17 protein-coding genes and 1 tRNA gene are annotated in these 17,369 nt (G+C 68.6%); 1 reads left to right on the forward strand and 17 read right to left on the reverse strand.

Translation table 11 applies throughout. From position 1 onward, the window contains the following. Positions 1 to 3 precede the first annotated feature (3 nt). From AC3A4E_RS15385 to AC3A4E_RS15465, 17 genes are all read right to left on the reverse strand, one after another. Complete coding sequence (locus AC3A4E_RS15385) at positions 4 to 897, reverse strand: hypothetical protein (protein WP_487632358.1); 894 nt, start codon at positions 895 to 897, stop codon at positions 4 to 6. Continuing rightward, the gene (gspM, locus tag AC3A4E_RS15390; protein ID WP_487632359.1) at positions 887 to 1,543 is read right to left on the reverse strand and encodes a type II secretion system protein GspM; all 657 of its coding nucleotides are present in this window, start codon (positions 1,541 to 1,543) and stop codon (positions 887 to 889) included. The genes AC3A4E_RS15385 and gspM overlap by 11 nt, the downstream gene beginning before the upstream one ends. Then, entirely contained in the window at positions 1,533 to 2,720 is a 1,188-nt protein-coding gene (locus tag AC3A4E_RS15395; protein ID WP_487632360.1) for a PilN domain-containing protein, read from the reverse strand. The genes gspM and AC3A4E_RS15395 overlap by 11 nt, the downstream gene beginning before the upstream one ends. After that, positions 2,720 to 3,577 carry a type II secretion system minor pseudopilin gene (locus tag AC3A4E_RS15400; RefSeq protein ID WP_487632361.1) on the reverse strand — a complete coding sequence of 286 codons (858 nt, stop codon included), beginning with the start codon at positions 3,575 to 3,577 and terminating at the stop codon, positions 2,720 to 2,722. Before AC3A4E_RS15400 ends, AC3A4E_RS15395 begins: the two co-directional genes overlap by 1 nt. Beyond that, the gene (locus AC3A4E_RS15405; RefSeq protein WP_487632362.1) at positions 3,574 to 4,209 is read right to left on the reverse strand and encodes a type II secretion system protein GspJ; all 636 of its coding nucleotides are present in this window, start codon (positions 4,207 to 4,209) and stop codon (positions 3,574 to 3,576) included. The genes AC3A4E_RS15400 and AC3A4E_RS15405 overlap by 4 nt, the downstream gene beginning before the upstream one ends. Beyond that, positions 4,206 to 4,631 carry a type II secretion system protein XpsI gene (xpsI, locus tag AC3A4E_RS15410; protein ID WP_487632363.1) on the reverse strand — a complete coding sequence of 142 codons (426 nt, stop codon included), beginning with the start codon at positions 4,629 to 4,631 and terminating at the stop codon, positions 4,206 to 4,208. The genes AC3A4E_RS15405 and xpsI overlap by 4 nt, the downstream gene beginning before the upstream one ends. Then, positions 4,628 to 5,092, reverse strand: a complete 465-nt coding sequence (gene xpsH / locus AC3A4E_RS15415; protein ID WP_487632364.1) for a type II secretion system protein XpsH — start codon at positions 5,090 to 5,092, stop codon at positions 4,628 to 4,630. Before xpsH ends, xpsI begins: the two co-directional genes overlap by 4 nt. An 80-nt stretch (positions 5,093 to 5,172) precedes the next feature. After that, positions 5,173 to 5,610, reverse strand: coding sequence for a type II secretion system major pseudopilin GspG (gene gspG / locus AC3A4E_RS15420; protein ID WP_487632365.1), 438 nt, complete (start codon positions 5,608 to 5,610; stop codon positions 5,173 to 5,175). A gap of 56 nt (positions 5,611 to 5,666) precedes the next feature. After that, entirely contained in the window at positions 5,667 to 6,884 is a 1,218-nt protein-coding gene (gene xpsF, locus AC3A4E_RS15425) for a type II secretion system protein XpsF (protein ID WP_487632366.1), read from the reverse strand. A gap of 31 nt (positions 6,885 to 6,915) precedes the next feature. Continuing rightward, positions 6,916 to 8,649 (reverse strand): type II secretion system ATPase GspE, encoded by a 1,734-nt coding sequence (gene gspE / locus AC3A4E_RS15430; protein ID WP_487632367.1) that lies wholly within the window; start codon positions 8,647 to 8,649, stop codon positions 6,916 to 6,918. A gap of 70 nt (positions 8,650 to 8,719) precedes the next feature. Next, positions 8,720 to 9,361 carry a DUF2242 domain-containing protein gene (locus AC3A4E_RS15435; protein WP_487632368.1) on the reverse strand — a complete coding sequence of 214 codons (642 nt, stop codon included), beginning with the start codon at positions 9,359 to 9,361 and terminating at the stop codon, positions 8,720 to 8,722. 212 nt (positions 9,362 to 9,573) lie between these two features. Continuing rightward, positions 9,574 to 9,650: transfer RNA gene (locus AC3A4E_RS15440), tRNA-Met, on the reverse strand. A 102-nt stretch (positions 9,651 to 9,752) separates the two neighbouring features. Continuing rightward, positions 9,753 to 11,957, reverse strand: coding sequence for a S9 family peptidase (locus tag AC3A4E_RS15445; RefSeq protein ID WP_487632369.1), 2,205 nt, complete (start codon positions 11,955 to 11,957; stop codon positions 9,753 to 9,755). A 73-nt stretch (positions 11,958 to 12,030) separates the two neighbouring features. After that, complete coding sequence (locus tag AC3A4E_RS15450) at positions 12,031 to 14,139, reverse strand: prolyl oligopeptidase family serine peptidase (RefSeq protein WP_487632370.1); 2,109 nt, start codon at positions 14,137 to 14,139, stop codon at positions 12,031 to 12,033. A 110-nt stretch (positions 14,140 to 14,249) separates the two neighbouring features. Then, positions 14,250 to 14,612: a hypothetical protein gene (locus AC3A4E_RS15455; RefSeq protein WP_487632371.1), complete on the reverse strand. Its 363-nt coding sequence runs from the start codon at positions 14,610 to 14,612 to the stop codon at positions 14,250 to 14,252. Between the two features lie 236 nt (positions 14,613 to 14,848). Continuing rightward, complete coding sequence (locus AC3A4E_RS15460; RefSeq protein ID WP_487632372.1) at positions 14,849 to 15,670, reverse strand: patatin-like phospholipase family protein; 822 nt, start codon at positions 15,668 to 15,670, stop codon at positions 14,849 to 14,851. Between the two features lie 10 nt (positions 15,671 to 15,680). Beyond that, on the reverse strand, positions 15,681 to 16,649 hold the full coding sequence (locus AC3A4E_RS15465) for a helix-turn-helix transcriptional regulator (RefSeq protein WP_487632373.1): 969 nt from the start codon (positions 16,647 to 16,649) through the stop codon (positions 15,681 to 15,683). Positions 16,650 to 16,770: 121 nt separating this feature from the next. On the opposite strand from AC3A4E_RS15465, the gene AC3A4E_RS15470 reads away from it, so the two are divergent. Then, a complete protein-coding gene (locus AC3A4E_RS15470) occupies positions 16,771 to 17,367 on the forward strand; it encodes a hypothetical protein (RefSeq protein WP_487632374.1) in 597 nt (198 codons plus the stop codon). Positions 17,368 to 17,369 lie beyond the last annotated feature (2 nt).

Below are 17,369 nucleotides of genomic sequence, written 5' to 3' on the forward strand. Positions count from 1 at the left end.
AGTCTAGTCCTGGGCGGAATTGGATTGCTGTTGCTGTTGCTGCTGGAGCAGGCGCGCGCGCCGCTCTTCGATGCGACGGCGGATCGACTCCACCTGCGCTTCGGACGGCCCGGATGCGGGCGCCGTTTCAGGAATCGCGCTGCTGCTTCCACCTTCCGGCAGCGGTGTCGCCTGCTGCGGCGCAGTGGATCCCCGGGCCTGCGCGTTGCCCGCGGACTGCGCGGCCGCACCTGCGTTGGCGTTGGCGTTGGCATTCGCCGCGCGGGCTGCAGCTTCGGCCGCCTGCTCCGCGGCCCGGTTGACCTGCTCGGGCGAGGCCGGTGCGCGCGACGCGGCCTGCGACGGACGGCCGTCGGGTGTCGCGACCGGCGTCATCGGTGTCGGCGGCTGACCGCCCGTGCCGTCGAACACGCGCAGTTCCAGCGTGCGCGGGCCTTCGGGCGTGGTGAACACCACGCTGCGCACATCGACCGAATCGAGCAGCCAGCTCGACGCGTCCGGAGGCGCCTCGCCGATCTTCAGCCGCACCGAATCGCCGCCCGCGTTCGGCTGCAGGATCGCGAGCGCGAAATCGGGTGTGCGCATCACACTGGTCAACACGTAGTCGAAACCGGTGCCCTCGCCCGCACCCTCGTCCTGCGGATCGATGAAGAACGGGTGCGGCCGGCGGTCACCGCTGAACAGCGGGCGCGCCGCAACGGTGTCGAACGCCGACAGTGGCGGCGCCGGTGCCGGGTCGGCAGGTGCAGCGGCCACCGGTGCGTCCGCAGTGCCGTCGTCGTCGAGCGTGCCGATGCGGCTGCCCAGTCCGGCCAGTGTCAGCACCGCGAACAGCAGTGCCCAGCCGCCGACGGCCGCGACCAGCCAGGTGCGCGCGTTGGTGGCATCAATCCGCATCGACGTCCCCCACGGCATCCGCAGTGCGCGCCGCTGGCGTGACCGTCGCCGTCGTGCCCGCGGCCGGCAGCACGTAACCCGACAGGTCGAAGCTCACGTCGACACCGCCGCTGGCGGCGCCTGCGGCGAGCGTGTGCCGCTGGCTGAGGATGTTGAGGTTGTCGATGAACAACCGCGGCGTGCCGGTTTCCAGCGAATGCAGCACCGCGGCCAGTTCCGGGTTGCCGCAGCGCAGGCGCACCTGCACGGTTGCGCGCGGGTACTTGTCGCTGCGCTGGCCGGTGATCGGCGAGCGGTTGCTGATCGCGCAACTGCGATTGCCGGGGCTGGCATCGAGCACCGCGTTTTCCAGCCGCTGCACCAGCGCCGCGGTCGCGAGTTCGACCCCCGGCTGCGGCATGAAGCCGGGACCATCGGCCATCGCCGCGCGGGCGCGTTCGAGTTCGGCGCGGACCTGCGGTGCCTGTTCCAGTTCGCGCCGGATCCGCAGCTCGCGTTCCTGCAGCGCATCGATGCGCAGGCCGAGTTCGCGCATCGGCTGCGTCCACCATGGATGGATCAACAGCAGGTAGGCGATCAGCAGCACGCCGGACAGCAGGCCGAGTGCCAACCAGCGATCGCGGGCGGTCACGGGCCTATCGGGCATCGTCCGCACGTACGGGCTCCTGTGGCGTCGATGCGGGCGCCGCGGCGGCCCTGGGCGGCGGCACGAGTTCGGCGGTCAAGGTGAAGCGGTCCGAGCGTGTGCGTGGATCGTTCTGCAACGCACCGGCCAGCGCAGGTGCGCGCCACAGCGATGATCCGGAAAGCTGTCCGACCAGCGCCGAGGCTTCGGTACTCAGTCCGATCAGCAGCACGCGGTCGCCTTCGATCGCGGCCTTCTCCAGCGACGTGCTGTCGGGCAGGCGGCGTGCGAGTTCGTCGAGCACCTCGACCGCAAGCGGGCGTGCGGCACGCTGCGCCTGCAGGAACACCATGCCTTCGCGCAGGTCGGTCAACTGCTGGCGTTGCACGGACGCGGTGCGCGCGCGTGCCGCCTCGGAGGCGACCCGCGCTTCGAGCGCATCGGCTGCGGCGGCGCGGTTGTCGCGCATCTGCCACAGGCCGAACGCGGTCAGCAGCACCGCGATCACCAGGATCCAGACCTGCAGGCGGCGCTGCGGATCCTCGCGCCGGCCACGGCGTGCGTCGTCGATCAGGTTGACGCCCAGCGGACCGGCGTCACCGGCGAGATCGATGCCGGTCAGGGTCGGTGCCACCGGGCCGAGCGCGGCAAGCTGCGCGTCGATCGCCGCACGGGGCACCACCACCAGTTCCACCTCGATCTGGCCGTCGTCGCGACGCCCCAGCACGCGATGGTCGTAACGCACGTCGGCTGCCGAGAACGGCGTCTGCCGGTCGATCTCGAAGCCGAGCACGTCATGCAGCCGGTCGCCGGCCGCTTCGGGCAGGGTCATGTGGCGCCGCAGGCCGCTGCGCGCCGGCAGCAGCAGCCAGCGCGGCAGGTCCACCGTGCGCGACGCCAGCAGGGCGGCCAGGGGATCGCCCGCGGCCTGGTCCAGCGATGCGCGCGGCACGCGGGCCAGATCGCGCGTGCCGTCGGCATCCTGCAGGCGCAATGCGATGTCGGGGCCGTCGCCGGCCAGCAGCAGGCGGCGACTGGCGAGGCCGAACACTTCGTGCGTACGACGTGGCAGCCACGCGGCGAGCGCGGTGCCCCACCACGACAGGAAGCCACGGGCGCGCGCGGCCGTGCGGCCGTCGAGACGCCAGCGACGTCGGCCGGGTACGACCCCGGCCGGGGATGCGGGTGTTGCGGACATCATCGTGGTGACGCTCCCTCCTCCCAACGCAGCACGCTGTATGCCGTGCCCGGTACGGCGCCACCGCCGGTCCTGACCACTGCCTGTAACCGCGCGGTCCGCCCCTCAGGAAGCCGCGCCCGGCTCTCGATACTATACGTGCCGCTGCCGCCGCCCAGCAGCGCCCCCGCGAGCTGCGCACCCGTCGCGGCACGGGCAGCGAGGATCGGATCGGCCTCCACACCCATCGCCTGCAGCACCGGCGCCTGCGCGAACTGCGGGGCGGGCGTGGGCAGGCGACTGTGGATCGTCAGGTAGGGCGCGACCGCCTCGTACAGCGCCGGCGTCATGCCCAGCACCTGCTCGACCTCGGCCACGGTTTCGAAGGGCGCGTTCTTCGCGCCGTAGGGACGCCCCATCGCTGCGTAGTCCGCGGATTCCGCGCCCCCGGTGATCTGCACGAAGTCGTCTTCATCGCGCCAGTCGACGATCGCACCGGCGACCTGCAGCGCGACCGCCTGTTCGGCGCCGGTGGCCTGCAGCAGTGCCGCCAGCAGCGTGCCGTCGGCAGCGTTGAGATCGACCTTGCCGGTCTCGTCGACGATCCGCAGTTCGACGTCCACACCGTGGAAGCGCCACGCGTAGGGGCGACCGTCGGGCTGCCACTGCAGCATCGGGTCGGACGCCGCAAGCCGCGACAGCGCGTACTCCAGACCGGCGCGTGCGGCCTGGTCGCCGGCCAGGCCGCGACTCAGCACCCGCCCCTGCTGCTGCTCGATGCGCGCGGTCAGTGCAAACGCGCCGACCAGCGCCGCGAGCAGGGTGATCAGCCACAGCACCAGCAGCAGTGCGGCGCCGCGTTGCAAGGACTCGGTCACGGGTACGCCACCGCGGCGGGACGGCCGGTGCCCTGCGGGAGGGTGACCACGAGCACGGGCCAAACGCCGTCGCGTTCGCTCCGGATCGTCAACTCGACCTGCAGCGGGAGGCTCGCCGGCCCCCAGCGTTCCTGCCACCCGCCAAGCGCGCCGGTCTCGTCGAAACCGCGATAGCGCAGGCGCAGTTCGGCCAGGTCGTCCACCAGCGGTTCCGGCGGCCGCGGCACATCGGGCTCGATCGTGCGCCCCGCCAGCACCATGCCGAAGGCAACGGTCAGCCGCTGCGCGTCGCCCGCATCGTCGACCGCGATGTCGTGCAGGTGCGGCCCGCCCTGGCCGAGATAGTTCGGCAGGTCGGCGACGAACCGCAGCCGCTGCGGCTCGCCAATGAACTGCGAGATCTCGCCGGTACTCGCGTCGGTGAGGAAGGCGATCTGCTGCGCGGAGGCGATCCGCCGGCGCAGGAAGCCTTCGACCGCGCGCATGCGTTCGCTGCGCTGCGACAGCGTCTCGCCGCGGTCGACGGTGGCCGTCGCGGCGCGCAGTGTGGTCAGCGCCAGTGCGAGTCCGGCGGCCAGCAGCACGGTCGCCAGCAGCACTTCGATCAGGGTGAAACCGCGGGCGCGCTTCATGGCGTCGGCGGTCCCAGCGCGCCGGGCTCGCGCAGCCGCAGCGTCTGCGCCTGCAGCCGCTCGCGCGGTCCCCGCTCGCCCCATTCGACGTCCAGCGCGATCTCGAACATCTGCTGGCCCGACGGATCGACGATCACCCCGGGCAGATCGGGATCGACGAAGGGCGTGATCTCCAGCGTCCAGCGGTAGCGTCCATCCTCGAAGTCGCCGGTGGTGCGGCCCGGCTCGACCGGCACATCGATGCCGATGCCGTCGAGCAGCGAACGCGCATGCAACGCCGCACGCCCGGAGTCGGCCGCCCAGCGCACCTGTTGCGATCCGTTGGACAGCGTGCCCAGCAGCAGCACCAGCGCAACGCCGAGGACCGCGAAGGCCACGATGACCTCGATCAGGGTGTAACCGCGCTGCCCGCGTACGTTCATGGCTGCGCGGCACCGCGCGAGAGCCGCACCTCGCCGGTCAGCCAGGCCACGTCGACCTGCCAGGCCGCATCGCGCAGCAGCACGCGCACGCGGCCGCCGGTCGCGGCCCCGTCGGCGAAGAACACGATCACCCCTTCGCCGTCACCGCTCTGGAGTTCGCGCGCACCGGTGAACTCGACCTCGAGCGACTCGGGGATCGTGCCGTGACGGTCGTTGGGTGCGCGCCAGGTGCGCGCGACGGGATCGAGTACGAAGCGCTGCGGCTGGCCGGTCGCGATGGCCTGCACGCGCGTGTAGCGCAGCTGCGCGGCGATGGTCTTGCTGGTGGACTGCAGCGCGATGCGCTCGAAACCACCACTCATCGCCGCAGCCGCCAGCACCCCGCCGATGGCGATCAGTCCGACCACCAGCAGCACTTCGAGCAGCGAAAAGCCGCGAACCCTGGCGAGGCGGTGCGACATCGGGTGCGGCGCGGTTCCGGGACGGGGAGAGCCCCGGAATCTAGCATCATCGCGCGCGGTTTCCGCACCCGCCGCGCGGTTTACTCGTAGCGGATATCGGCGTTGACGCTGTCGCCGCCCGGCTTGCGGTCCGCGCCGTAGCTGACGATCTCGAACGGCTGGCTGTTGCCCGGCACGGTGTACGAGAACGGCGTATTCCACGGATCGCGCAACTCCGCGTCGCGGGCGTAGGGGCCGAGCCAGCCACCGGCATTACCGGGATTGACGACCAAGTCGTTGAGCCCGTTCGGCAGGCTGCCGGTGTCCATCTCGTACTGGTGCACCTTCTCGGCCAGCGTCTGCACCTGCGCCTTGGCGAGATTCACGCGGGCGCGGTCGCCGCCGCCGAGGATGCGTGTCGCGGCGAACGCGACGATGCCGCCGATCAGCACGACGACCAGGATGATTTCGATCAGGCTGAAGCCGCCCTGCGCGCTGCGCGGGCTGCCGGAGGGACGCGACCTGCGGATGTGCTGCATCGGAAATGCCTCGCTCTGAAGTCTGGATCGCATTGTATGCCCCGGCACGACTGAACCTAGCCGATGACGCTGGTCAGGTCGTAGATCGGCACCAGCACCGCGAGGATCACCACCATCACCACCAGCGCGAGCAGCATCGTGATCGCCGGCACCAGCGCGGCGAGCATGCGGTCGAGCGACGTGCCGGTCTGCTGGTCGAAGGTGTCGGCGGTACGCAGCAGCATCGCGTCGAGCGCGCCGGACTCCTCGCCCACCTGGATCATCTGGATCGCGAGCTTCGGAAAGCGTTTGCCGCGGCCCAGTGCGGTCGACAGGCCCACGCCGTTCTTGACCTCGCCCTCCGCCGCTTCCACATCCGCCGACAGCGCGAGGTTGCCCAGCACCTTGCGGCCGATGCCCAGCGCCGCGATCAGCGGCACGCCGTTGCGCAGCAAGGTGCCGAGCGTGCGTGCGAGCCGCGCAGTCTCGATGCGCGCGACCAGCGGACCGAAGATCCTCCGCTGCAGCAGCCAGCCATCGAAGCGCAACCGGAACCGCGCGTCGCGCAGCTTCAGCACGAAGGCGTAGGCCGCCAGCACCGGCACCACCAGCAGCACGATCCACCAGTCACGGACGAACTCGCCCAGGCCGAGCACGATCCGGGTGAACACCGGCAGTTCCGCATCCAAGCTCTCGTACATCGCCGCGAACTGCGGCACTACGTAACCGAGCAGGAACATCAGCGATGCGCCGACCATGACGATCAGGATCGCGGGATAGATCAGCGCATTGACGACGCGACCGCGCAGCGTGCGCGTGCTTTCCAGATAGTCGGCCAGACGCTGCAGCGTGTCCTCGAGACTGCCGCCGGCCTCGCCTGCACGGACCATGTTCACGTACAGCCGGGAGAACGTACCGTGCTGGCGCTCGAGCGCGGTCGACAGCGACACGCCGCCGCGCACCGCATCACGCAGTTCGGTGATCGTGCGTTTGGCCTCGGGCTCTTCGGGCAGGTCGAGCAGGATCGTCAACGCACGATCGAGCGGCTGGCCTGCATTGAGCAGCGTCGCGAGCTGCTGGGTGAACTGCACCAGGCGCGCGCCCGAAAACGGCCGCGGTTTGAACAACGCCTTCCAGTCGTCGACCGCCCGCACCTCGCTGGCCGGCCGCGCCTCGATGGGCAGGTGCCCCTGCTCCTGCAGCCGCAACGCGACCTCGGCTTCGCTGGCGGCGTCCATCGTGCCGTCGAGCGTTTCGCCGCGGGTGTTGAGGGCCTTGTAGCGGTAAAGGGTCATGGGACGCGTGTGGTCCGGAGCGGAATGGCCATCACGCGTCCTCGGTCACCCGCAGCACTTCCTCGATCGTCGTTTCGCCGGCCAGCGCCTTGAGGATGCCGTCCTCGTACATCGTGCGCATGCCCGATTCGCGGGCGAGCTGCTCGAGTTCACCCATGCCGGCGTGACGCATCACCGCGCGGCGCAGGGTGTCGTTCATGACCAGGAATTCGACGATCGTGGTGCGGCCCAGATACCCCGTGGGCGCGCCTGCCGACGGGCCCGGGCGATACAGCACGATCTCGCCGTCCGGCTGGAAGCGGCGCAGTTCGAAGCGTTCGATCTCCTCGGGCGATGCGGCATAACGCACGCGATGCGTCGGCTCCAGCTTGCGCACCAGGCGCTGGGCGAGGATGCCGTTGACGGTGGAGGTCAGCAGGTAATCCTCGACGCCCATGTCGAGCATGCGGGTGATGCCGCCGGCGGCGTTGTTGGTGTGCAGCGTGCTGAGCACCAGATGGCCGGTCAGCGCGGACTGGATCGCGATGCGCGCGGTTTCCAGATCGCGCATTTCGCCGATCATGATGATGTCCGGATCCTGGCGGACGATCGAGCGCAGCGCATGCGCGAAATCGAGGCCGATCTGCGGCTTGGCCTGGATCTGGTTGATGCCTTCGATCTGGTACTCGACCGGATCCTCGACGGTGATGATCTTGACGTCCGGCGTATTGAGCTGCGACAGCGCGGTGTAGAGCGTGGTCGTCTTGCCCGAACCGGTCGGACCCGTCACCAGCAGGATGCCGTGCGGCTGGTCGAGCACCTTGTTGAACTGTGGCAGGAATTCGTCGGTGAAGCCGAGCCGGTAGAAATCGAAGACCACCGTCTCGCGGTCGAGCAGACGCATCACCACGCTCTCGCCGTGCGCGGTCGGCATCGTCGATACGCGCAGGTCGAGTTCCTTGCCCTGCACGCGCAGCATGATGCGACCGTCCTGCGGCAGGCGGCGTTCGGCGATGTTGAGCCGCGCCATGATCTTGATGCGGCTGATCACCGCCGCGGTCAGATTCACCGGCGGACTTTCGCCGTCGATCAGCACGCCATCGACGCGGTAGCGGACTTTCAGCCGGCTCTCGAACGGTTCGATGTGGATGTCGGACGCGCGCAGTTCGACCGCACGCTGGATCACCAGGTTCACCAGCCGGATCACCGGCGCCTCGGACGCGAGGTCGCGCAGGTGTTCGACGTCGTCGACATCGCCGCCGCCTTCGCCGTCGGCCGACTCAATGATCGTGCCCATCGCGCTGCGGCCCTGGCCGTACCAGCGCTCGATCAGATCGTCGATTTCCGAACGCAGACCGACGGCCGGCGCGATCTCGCAGCCGGTCGCCAGCTGCACCGCGTCCAGCGCGTAGGTGTCATGCGGGTCCGACATCCAGACCCGCACGCGCCCCCGGCTCTCGCCGATCGGCAACACATGGAACTGGCGCAGGAACCGCACCGACAGGGGCTGCGCACCGTCGACGAGTTCCGGTGGTTCTTCGGGAATGGATTTCGCGGCGAGCAGTGGCAGGCCGAGTTCCGTGGCGCAGGCGTCGGCGTGGTCGCGTTCGGACACCAGACCCAGGCGCCCCAGCAGGGTCAGCAGACTGCCGCCGGCCTCGGCATGCAGTCGCTGCGCGCGGGACAGGTCGACATCCTTGAGCCGGCCACTGGCACGCAGGCGCGCGACGATCCGCGCCTCGGGCGTGTCGGGCGTCGCTGTGGAATCCTCGAGCACCGCATTCACTGCACGGCCATCCCATCGGTTACGGATCGGCCGACTTTAGCAGTTCGCCAACGCCCGGCGACGGCCCCGATCAGTGCTGCGGCAGGTCGTCAGCCGTGGCATCGGCGCCGCGCGTGAGGTCCGCCGGCGGCGGGTCCTCGCGACGCATCTCGTCGGCGCTCGGCTTGCGGTCGCGGTTGCCCGGCGCGGGCACGTAGAAGCCGACGCGTTCGAAGAAGCGGCGATAGAAGCCGGTGTCCTGCACGGTGCTGCTGGCGGTGCGCACCAGCGAATCCTCGCGGCTGCCGACCGGCAGCGACAGCGAGCCGATGCCACCCACGCCGACGCTCGCCGAATTGGAACTCTTGCGCATCACGTAGCGGTCGAGCAGCGCGCTGACGAACAGCAGCGAGCGGTCGTTGCCCCGCGGCACGCACGAGACGCGTACCGAGAGCTGCGTGTGCACGTCGTCCTCGGGCTGGAAATTCTTGGTCGCTTCGACCGCGTCGTCGCTGGCCTTGCCGACCGCGTACCCCTGACCCAGCAACGCCAAGCGCGCGGCGCCGCAGACCTGTGCGGAGGGCAGCGCGTACGTGCGCGAATAGGTCTCGTCCGAATCGAAGGACTCGCCCATGAAGGGTGTGTCCTCGCGTGCATTGCGCCCGCAGCCGAGCATCACGAGGGCAGCGATCGCGATGACGGTCAGGCGTGGCAGGGCGTTGGCGTGGCGCATCGCGGGAGATCATGGACGATGGACGCGGCATGATACCGGTGGCGCCGTGGCGCGGCCGTCCTGCAGACAGCGCGGTTCATGATGGGGCGGGTCGCAGCGGGTCCCAGCGGCGCCTGGCAGCAACCGGCTCCGGCTATCGAGCAGGCATGAAAAAGGCCGGAATCCCGTGTCTCAAGGGAGTTCCAGCCTCTCCGGTCGTGCCTGTCGCGTAGTGGTGGCTATGGGTGGACTCGAACCACCGACCCCGTCATTATGAGTGACGTGCTCTAACCGGCTGAGCTACATAGCCATCGGTTCGTGCGGATGTTCCCGCGACGAGCCGCGCATTCTGCCCAAGCCGCAGGCCTGCGTCAATCGGCGCGACCGGACCGGCCGATCGCGCCGCACCGGGTCACTGCTGGACTTGCGCCGCGCCCAGACCCAGCTGCTCGAGCATGAACGCGTACATCTCCGCCGACTCGCGGTAGCGCCTGAAGCGACCCGACTTGCCGCCGTGACCCGCTTCCATGTTGGTGCGGAACACGACCGGATGCGTGCCGGTGTTGAGGTCGCGCAGCTTCGCCACGTACTTCGCCGGCTCCCAGTACTGGACCTGCGAATCCCACAGGCCGGTGCCGACGAACATCGCCGGATAGGCCTTGGCTTCGAGGTTGTCGTACGGCGAGTAGCCGAGGATGTAGTCGTAGTAGCGCTTCTCTTCCGGGTTGCCCCACTCGTCGTACTCGTTGGTGGTCAGCGGGATGCTCGGATCGAGCATCGTCGTGACCACGTCGACGAACGGCACCTGCGACAGGATCGCGCGGTACTTCTCCGGCGCCATGTTCGAGATCGCGCCCATCAGCAGACCGCCGGCGCTGCCGCCGTAGGCCGCGACGCGATCGGGCGCCGCATAACCCTGCTTGACCAGATCGTCGGTGACGTCGATGAAGTCGGTGAAGGTGTTGATCTTGTTGAGCAGCTTGCCGTCGTCGTACCAGGCGCGGCCCATCTCTTCGCCGCCGCGGATGTGCGCGATGGCATAGACCATGCCGCGGTCGAGCAGGCTGACATTGGTGACCGAGAAACCCGGATCCATCGACGCGCCGTAGCTGCCGTAGCCGTACTGCAGCAGCGCCGCGGTGCCGTTCTTCTCGAAGCCCTTGCGGTAGACCAGCGACACCGGAATGCGCTTGCCGTCGCGCGCCGTCGTCCACACGCGCTCGGTGACGTAGTTCGACGGCTCGTAGCCGATCACCGCCTGCTGCTTGAGCTGGCGACGCTCGCCGGTCTGCGTGTTGACCTCGAAGGTCGTCGCCGGCGTGGTCAGCGAGGTGTAGCCGTAGCGCAGCCAGTCGGTGTCGGGCTCGGAGTTCACCGCCAGACCCATCGCATACGCCGGTTCGTCGGCCTGCACGAATTCGTCGCTGCCGTCGGTCTTGAGCACACGCACGCGGGTCAGCGCTTCGGCGCGTTCCTCGATCGCGGTGAAACCGTCGAACAGTTCGTAGCCTTCGATGTAGACGTCGTCGCGATGCGGCACGAAGTCGGTCCACTGACGGCGCGAGGTCGCATCACTGGGCGCAGTGACGAGCTTGAAGTTCGTCGCCTTGTCGGCGTTGGTGCGGATCACCCAGCGACCGCCGTAATGATCGGCGTCGTATTCGACATCGCGCGCGCGCGGCGCGAGCACGGCGAAGGTCTCGGGATTGTCGGCCGGCGCGTAGCGCGTTTCGCTCGACACCGTGCTGCCGACGCCGATGACGATGTACTTGTCGTCGCGCGTGCGGTCGATGCCCATGTAGAAGCTGTCGTCCTTCTCTTCGTAGACCAGCACGTCATCGGCGACCGGCGTACCGAGCACGTGCTTCTTCACGCGCACGGTCAGCAGGGTTTCGGGATCGTTCTCGACGTAGAACAGGGTCTTGTTGTCGTCGGCCCAGACCAGGTTCGCCGACACGCCGGTGATGACGTCCGGATAGATCTCACCGGTTTCGAGATTCTTGAAGCGCACCGTGTACTGGCGACGGCCGTTGGTGTCGTCGGCGTAGGCGAGGATGCGGTTGTCACGGGTCACGTCCCAGTCGCCGACCGCGTAGTAATCCTTGCCATCGGCGAGCTGGTTGACGTCGAGCATGACCTGCTCGCCACTGAAGTCGCCTTTCGCGTTCGCGGCCTGGATCGACAGCGCATCGACACCCGCGCCATCGGCGCGGCGCGCGTGCACAGGGTAGTCCTTGCCGGTCTCGAAGCGCGAGTAGTACCAGAAGCCGCGGTCGCGGTACGGCACCGAGCTGTCGTCCTGCTGGATGCGGCCGACGATCTCGTCGTACAGCGTGTTCTCGACCGGCTTGAGCGACGCGAGCATCGCATCGGCGTAGGCGTTCTCGGCATTGAGATACGCCAGCATCGCCGGGTCTTCGCGCTTGTCGTCGCGCAGCCAGTAGTAGACGTCCTCGCGCGACGCGCCGTGCGGCGCAGTGACGGTGTGCGGGCGCTGTTCGGCGTCGGGCGGGACCGGCGCGGCGGCGTGTGCAGCAGGAGAAACACTCATCAGGCTCAGGCTCGTCAGGAACGGCGCGGCCAGAAACAGGGCCGCGCGGGGGAAAGATGTCTTCATAGGTGGGTCCACTCGCTGCCGATGCAACGCTGAAAAGAACACCGGCCGCGAAAGCGGCCGGTGCAGGATCGAATCACTTGCCCAGTTGCTGCCACAGGAACGTCAGATAGAGCGCGTCCATGTGCGCCTGCTGCCGGTTGTTCGCAGCGCCGCCGTGGCCACCCTCGATGTTCTCGTAATAGCGCACGTCCTTACCGGCTTCGGACATCTTTGCCATCATCTTGCGGGCGTGGCCGGGGTGGACGCGATCATCGCGGGTCGAGGTCAGGATCAGCGTCGGCGGATAGTCCTTCGAGGCATCGAACAGGTGATAGGGCGAGAAGGTGCGGATGAATTCCCACTCCTCCGGCTTGTCCGGATTGCCGTACTCGGCCATCCACGACGCACCCGCCAGCAACTGGTGATAGCGCTGCATGTCGAGCAACGGCACCTGAATCACGACCGCGCCGAACAGCTCCGGATACTGCGTGAGCATGTTGCCGGTCAGCAGACCGCCGTTGCTGCCGCCGCGGATGCCCAGATGCGCAGGCGAGGTGATCTTGCGCTGGATCATGTCCTGCGCGACCGCGGCGAAGTCCTCGTAGGCCTTGTGGCGGTTCTGCTTGAGCGCCGCCTGGTGCCAGCGCGGGCCGTACTCGCCACCGCCGCGGATGTTGGCGACCGCGTACACGCCGCCCTTCTCCAGCCAGCCCTTGCCGACACCGCCTGAGTAGCCGGGGGTCAGCGAGATCTCGAAGCCGCCGTAGCCGTAGAGCAGCGTCGGATTGCTGCCATCGAGCTGCATGTCCTTCGGACGCACGAGGAAGTACGGCACGCGCGTGCCGTCCTTGGACGTGGCGAAGTGCTGCTCGACTTCATGCGTGCTGGCGTCGAAGAACGCCGGCATGGTCTTGAGCGTTTCCGGCGCGGTGTTGCCGCCGACCTCGGCCAGCATCAGCGTGCTCGGCGTCAGGTAGTCGGTGACCGTCATCCACACCGCGTCGGACTCGTCGCTGTCGACGGCGCTGACCGCGACGGTGCCGAGTTCCGGCACGCCGGTCAGGGCACTGCGCGCCCAGCCATCGGCGCCCGGCGTCAGCACGGTGAGCTTGTTCTTGACGTCCTCGAGCACGTTGAGGACGAGGTGGTTCTTGGTCCATGTCGCGCCGGCGAGCGAGGTTGTATCGGTGGGCTCGAACAGCACGTCGAACTCGCGCTTGCCGCCCATGAAGGCGTCGAAGTTCGTCGCGAGCAGCGAGCCGGCCGGATACGTGCGGCCGCCCACTTCCCAGGCTTCGCGCAGTTCCAGCATCAGCCAGTCGTGGTGGACGGACTTGTTGGCCGAGTTCGGCGCGTCGATCTTGGTCAACTGGCCATCGGCGCCGCGCAGGTAGAGCTCGTCGTTGTAGAAGGCCAGCGTGCGGCTGACGTAGTCACGCTCGAAGCCCGGCGTGTCGTCGTGCATCGCAGCGATGTACATGTCGTCCGGCTTGCCTTCGTAGACCAGCGTGGCCTGGTCCATCGACTGGCCGCGCGCGAGCTGCTTGACGATGCGCGGGTAGCCCGACGAGGTCAGCGAGCCATCGCCGAAATCGGTGTAGACGTAGACGTTGTCCTGGTCGATCCAGCCCAGCGCGCCCTTGGCTTCTTCGCGGAAAAAACCGCCGTCGACCCAGGACTTGGATGCGACGTCGAACTCGCGGGTGACATCGGCATCGGCGCCGCCGCGCGACAGCGCGATCAGGCAGCGCGTGTACGCCGGACGCAGACAGCTGGCGCCATGCCACACCCAGTTCTCGCCTTCGGCCTTATTGAGCGCGTCGAGGTCGAGCACGGTCTCCCACTGCGGCTGCGGCTTGCGGTATTCCTCGAGCGTGGTGCGGCGCCAGATGCCGCGCTCGTGGTTCCGGTCGCGCCAGAAGTTGTAGTACCACTCGCCCTGCTTGTAGACGGCGGGAATCTTGTCGTCGGAGTCGTAGATGCCCAGCAGATCGGATTCGAGCTGCTTGAACTCCGGGGTGGCGGCCAGTTCGGCTTCCGACTGGGCGTTCTGTGCGCGGACCCAGTCCAGCGCCTTCTCGTCGGTGACGGCTTCGAGCCACTGGTGGGGATCGGACACGGTGGCCTCCTGGGCAGATGCGGCGCCCATCGACAGGCCGGCGGCAATACCGGCGGCGAGGCAGAGCTTGGACAGTTGGGACATGGCGACTCCGGTGGCGCATGGACGGATAACCGCCAACGCTAGCACGCAGCATGGCCGCAGGCCGCATGACCAAAGTCACGATCCGGCGGCGCCGCAGGCCGCCGGCGGGATCAGCGCAGCAGCGGCAGCAGCCCGGCCGCGACCAGAGCCGCACGCACCGAAATCCGCCCGCGACGACGCGGCACCGGCCGGCGCCGGGCCTGGGCAAGGCCTGGCCGACGCCGCCGCAAGACCGCTGACGAGGCCAGCTTGCGGCGGCGCGGCAGGCGACGCAGGAACAGGGTGAGCCAGGCAATCGCCGGCATGCCGATCAGCCACAGCGGCGGCCAGCCGACCGCGGTGACACCGGTCCGCAGACCGGGGAACGACAGCAGCGCGACCGCGCCGAGAAACAGCGCGCCGACCAGCAGCGTGCGCAGGGCGGCGTCGGCGGGGACATCGGCATCGGGTGAGGCTTGGGCGATACGGGACATCTGCGCAGCTCCTGTGGACGCGGTGATCGATGGCCCGGCTGGGCATGGCCGCAGTCTGTGCGGCGCGCATCTCATGGGCTGCGACCCTTGAAGCTGTCCAGGAAAAAAGGGAGTCACCCGCTCAGGGCCTGATAGCCGGGCCCTCACCCGAAGCGCGTGCCCGTCGACCCTTGTTCGAGTTCGAGGCGGGCACTCTCCCGAGGGATATGTTCACAACAAAGCCGACCGCGCGGCTCTCAGTAACCGGCTTCGTCCAGCGCGCGCGTCGCCTGATAGCGGCCGATATCGATCAGTTCGGCGGCGCGCCAGAATTCGTAGAACTGGCAGACGTCGCGCGGAATGCGGATCACCAGCTCGGGCGGATCCAGCGCCAGCTGCACGCGTGAGATCTGCGCCTGCATGGTGTCGAGCGAGCGCGACATGACTTCGATCAGGCCACGCGGCGCGGCGTCGGTGTCGAGCTGCGCTTCGCCCTGCCGTGCCGGTGTGCCGGGCGGCTGCGTCGGCCAGCCGTGCATGTCGACCGCGATCAGGCGCGTCGCGTCCGAGAGTCGCGTCGCGGCGATCGGCAGCGGTGCCAGCAGACCGCCATCGACCAGCGGCCGTCCGTTGACGACATGCGGGGTGAACACGCCGGGGATCGCGAACGAGGCGCGCAACGCATCCCAGAGCGGACCGTCCTGGATCCAGACTTCGCGCTGCCGCTGCAGATCGACCGCGACCGCGGTGAACTCGATCGGCAACGTTTCGATCAGCGGATCGCCGACCACCTCACGCATCGTTTCGACCAGCCGCTTGCCGGCGAGCACGCCCGCACGACGGAAGCCGGGATCGAGCAGGCGGATGAAATCCCGCCGCGACATCGCGCGGATGCGTGCATCGAACTCGCGCAGGCGCCCGGCCGCATAGACGCCGCCGACCAGCGCACCGCTGGACGCGCCCGAGATCGTGACGATCGGAAAGCCGCGCTCTTCCAGCACTTCGATGACGCCGATCTGCGCCAGACCACGCGCACCGCCGGCGCCCAGCGCCAGGGCGACGGGCTCACGCATTGTCATCGTGACGACCTCAGCCTTCGTACTTCTGCAGCGCCATCATCAGCAGCGAACGCGCCTGTTCGCGCAGCGCGACCGGCTCGATCACCTCGGCATCGGCGCCGTAATGCAGCACGTCCATCAACAGTTCGCGCGCGCCGCTGTAGGGCACCTTCAACTCGAAGCGGCCGTCGGGCAGGAACCGGCCCTGCTGCTGCGAATGCCAGTGCTCGTCGGCGACCCAGCGCGCGGCCTTGGCGCTGAAGAGGATCGTCGCGATGCCCTTCGGCGGACCGGAAAAGATGCCGTAGCTGCCGGCCAGATGTGTATCGAGCTCGGCATCCTCGATATCGCGGGCGTCGGCAGCGAGCACGCGCGCATTGGTGATGCGGTCGACCGAAAAGCTGCGCAGCGCATCGCGGTCCTGGTCCCAGGCATCGAGATACCAGTTGTCGCGATAGTGGGTGATGCGCTGTGGCGACACGGTGCGCTTGGTGCGCTCGTCGGTCGAGCGTGCGCGGTACTCGAACGAGAGCTGCTTGCGTTGCAGCACCGCCGAACAGACGTTGCGGAACGCGTGCTCGTCCATGCGCCGTCCACGATGCGGAATCACCCGAACGCGCTGCACGGGCCACTGCTTGCCGGCGGAATGTTCGTCGAGCAGCTTTTCGATGCGTGACTGCAACGGTGCCAGTGCGCTCGACAGCACGCCGCCGCTGCTGCGCGACATCAGCTGCTGCGCCGCGAGCAGTGCATGCAGTTCTTCGGAACTGAGCCACAGGCCCGGCAGTTCGAAGCGCCCGCCCTCGTCGTTGTCGTAGCGGAAGCCCGCGTCGCCATCGCCGACGATCGGCGCCATCAACGCGTCGCGCAGGAAGGCCAGATCGCGATAGACCGTTGCACGCGAGCATTCCAGCTCGTCCTGCAGCTTGGCCACCGTCACCGGATAGCGCGAGGTCTTGAGGATGCGATGCAGCGAGAGAATGCGTTCATATCGGTCCATGCGGCCGATTATGGCGCCAGTCGGCGGCGGCGGCGTGACCGCCCTGCGGATAACCGGCGGTTAACGCAGCCGGCCAGCCCGCGACCCTAGACTCCGCCATCGGGGTTCAGGCTTGGACGACATGACGCAGGGAACGCGGCGAAGGACTGCCGGCATCGCACTGGGCGCAACGGTGCTGGTGCATGCCTGCGTCGCCTGGTGGCTGATGGGCCTGCGGCAGACGACCATGCCCCCGGCGCCGACCGCGCTGGCGGTCACCTGGATCGATCGACCGGCACCGGTGATCCCCCCGCCACCCGCGACGCCCGCACCCGCCCCCGTTCCCTCTGACACCGCGCCGCCCACGCGCGCGACGAGGCATGCAATGCAGGCGGTCGATGTGGCACCGGTGTCGAGCGATGTCGCCACAGCGCTGCCGACGGCCGACGCGTTGCTGGAACAGGCCGGCGCATGGGCGCGTCAGCAGGCGCCTGCTGCGGATTTCTCGCACGACCCGCTGCAGCATCGCGATCCGCCTGCAGCCGACGGCCGCTTCGCGATGCGGCGTTCGCTCTCGCCCGAGGACATTGCCAGGGGCATCGGCCAGCTGTTCGGCGGCGCCGGCTACACGCAGAACCCCTGCCCGCAGATCCGTCGCAACATCGCCAACCTCGGCACCGGCGGCGATGCGGAACTCAGGCACGAGGAGATCCGTCGCCTGCAGCAGTACTGCCTGTAGCA

The organism is Luteimonas sp. Soil_N_1 (genome assembly GCF_057656255.1).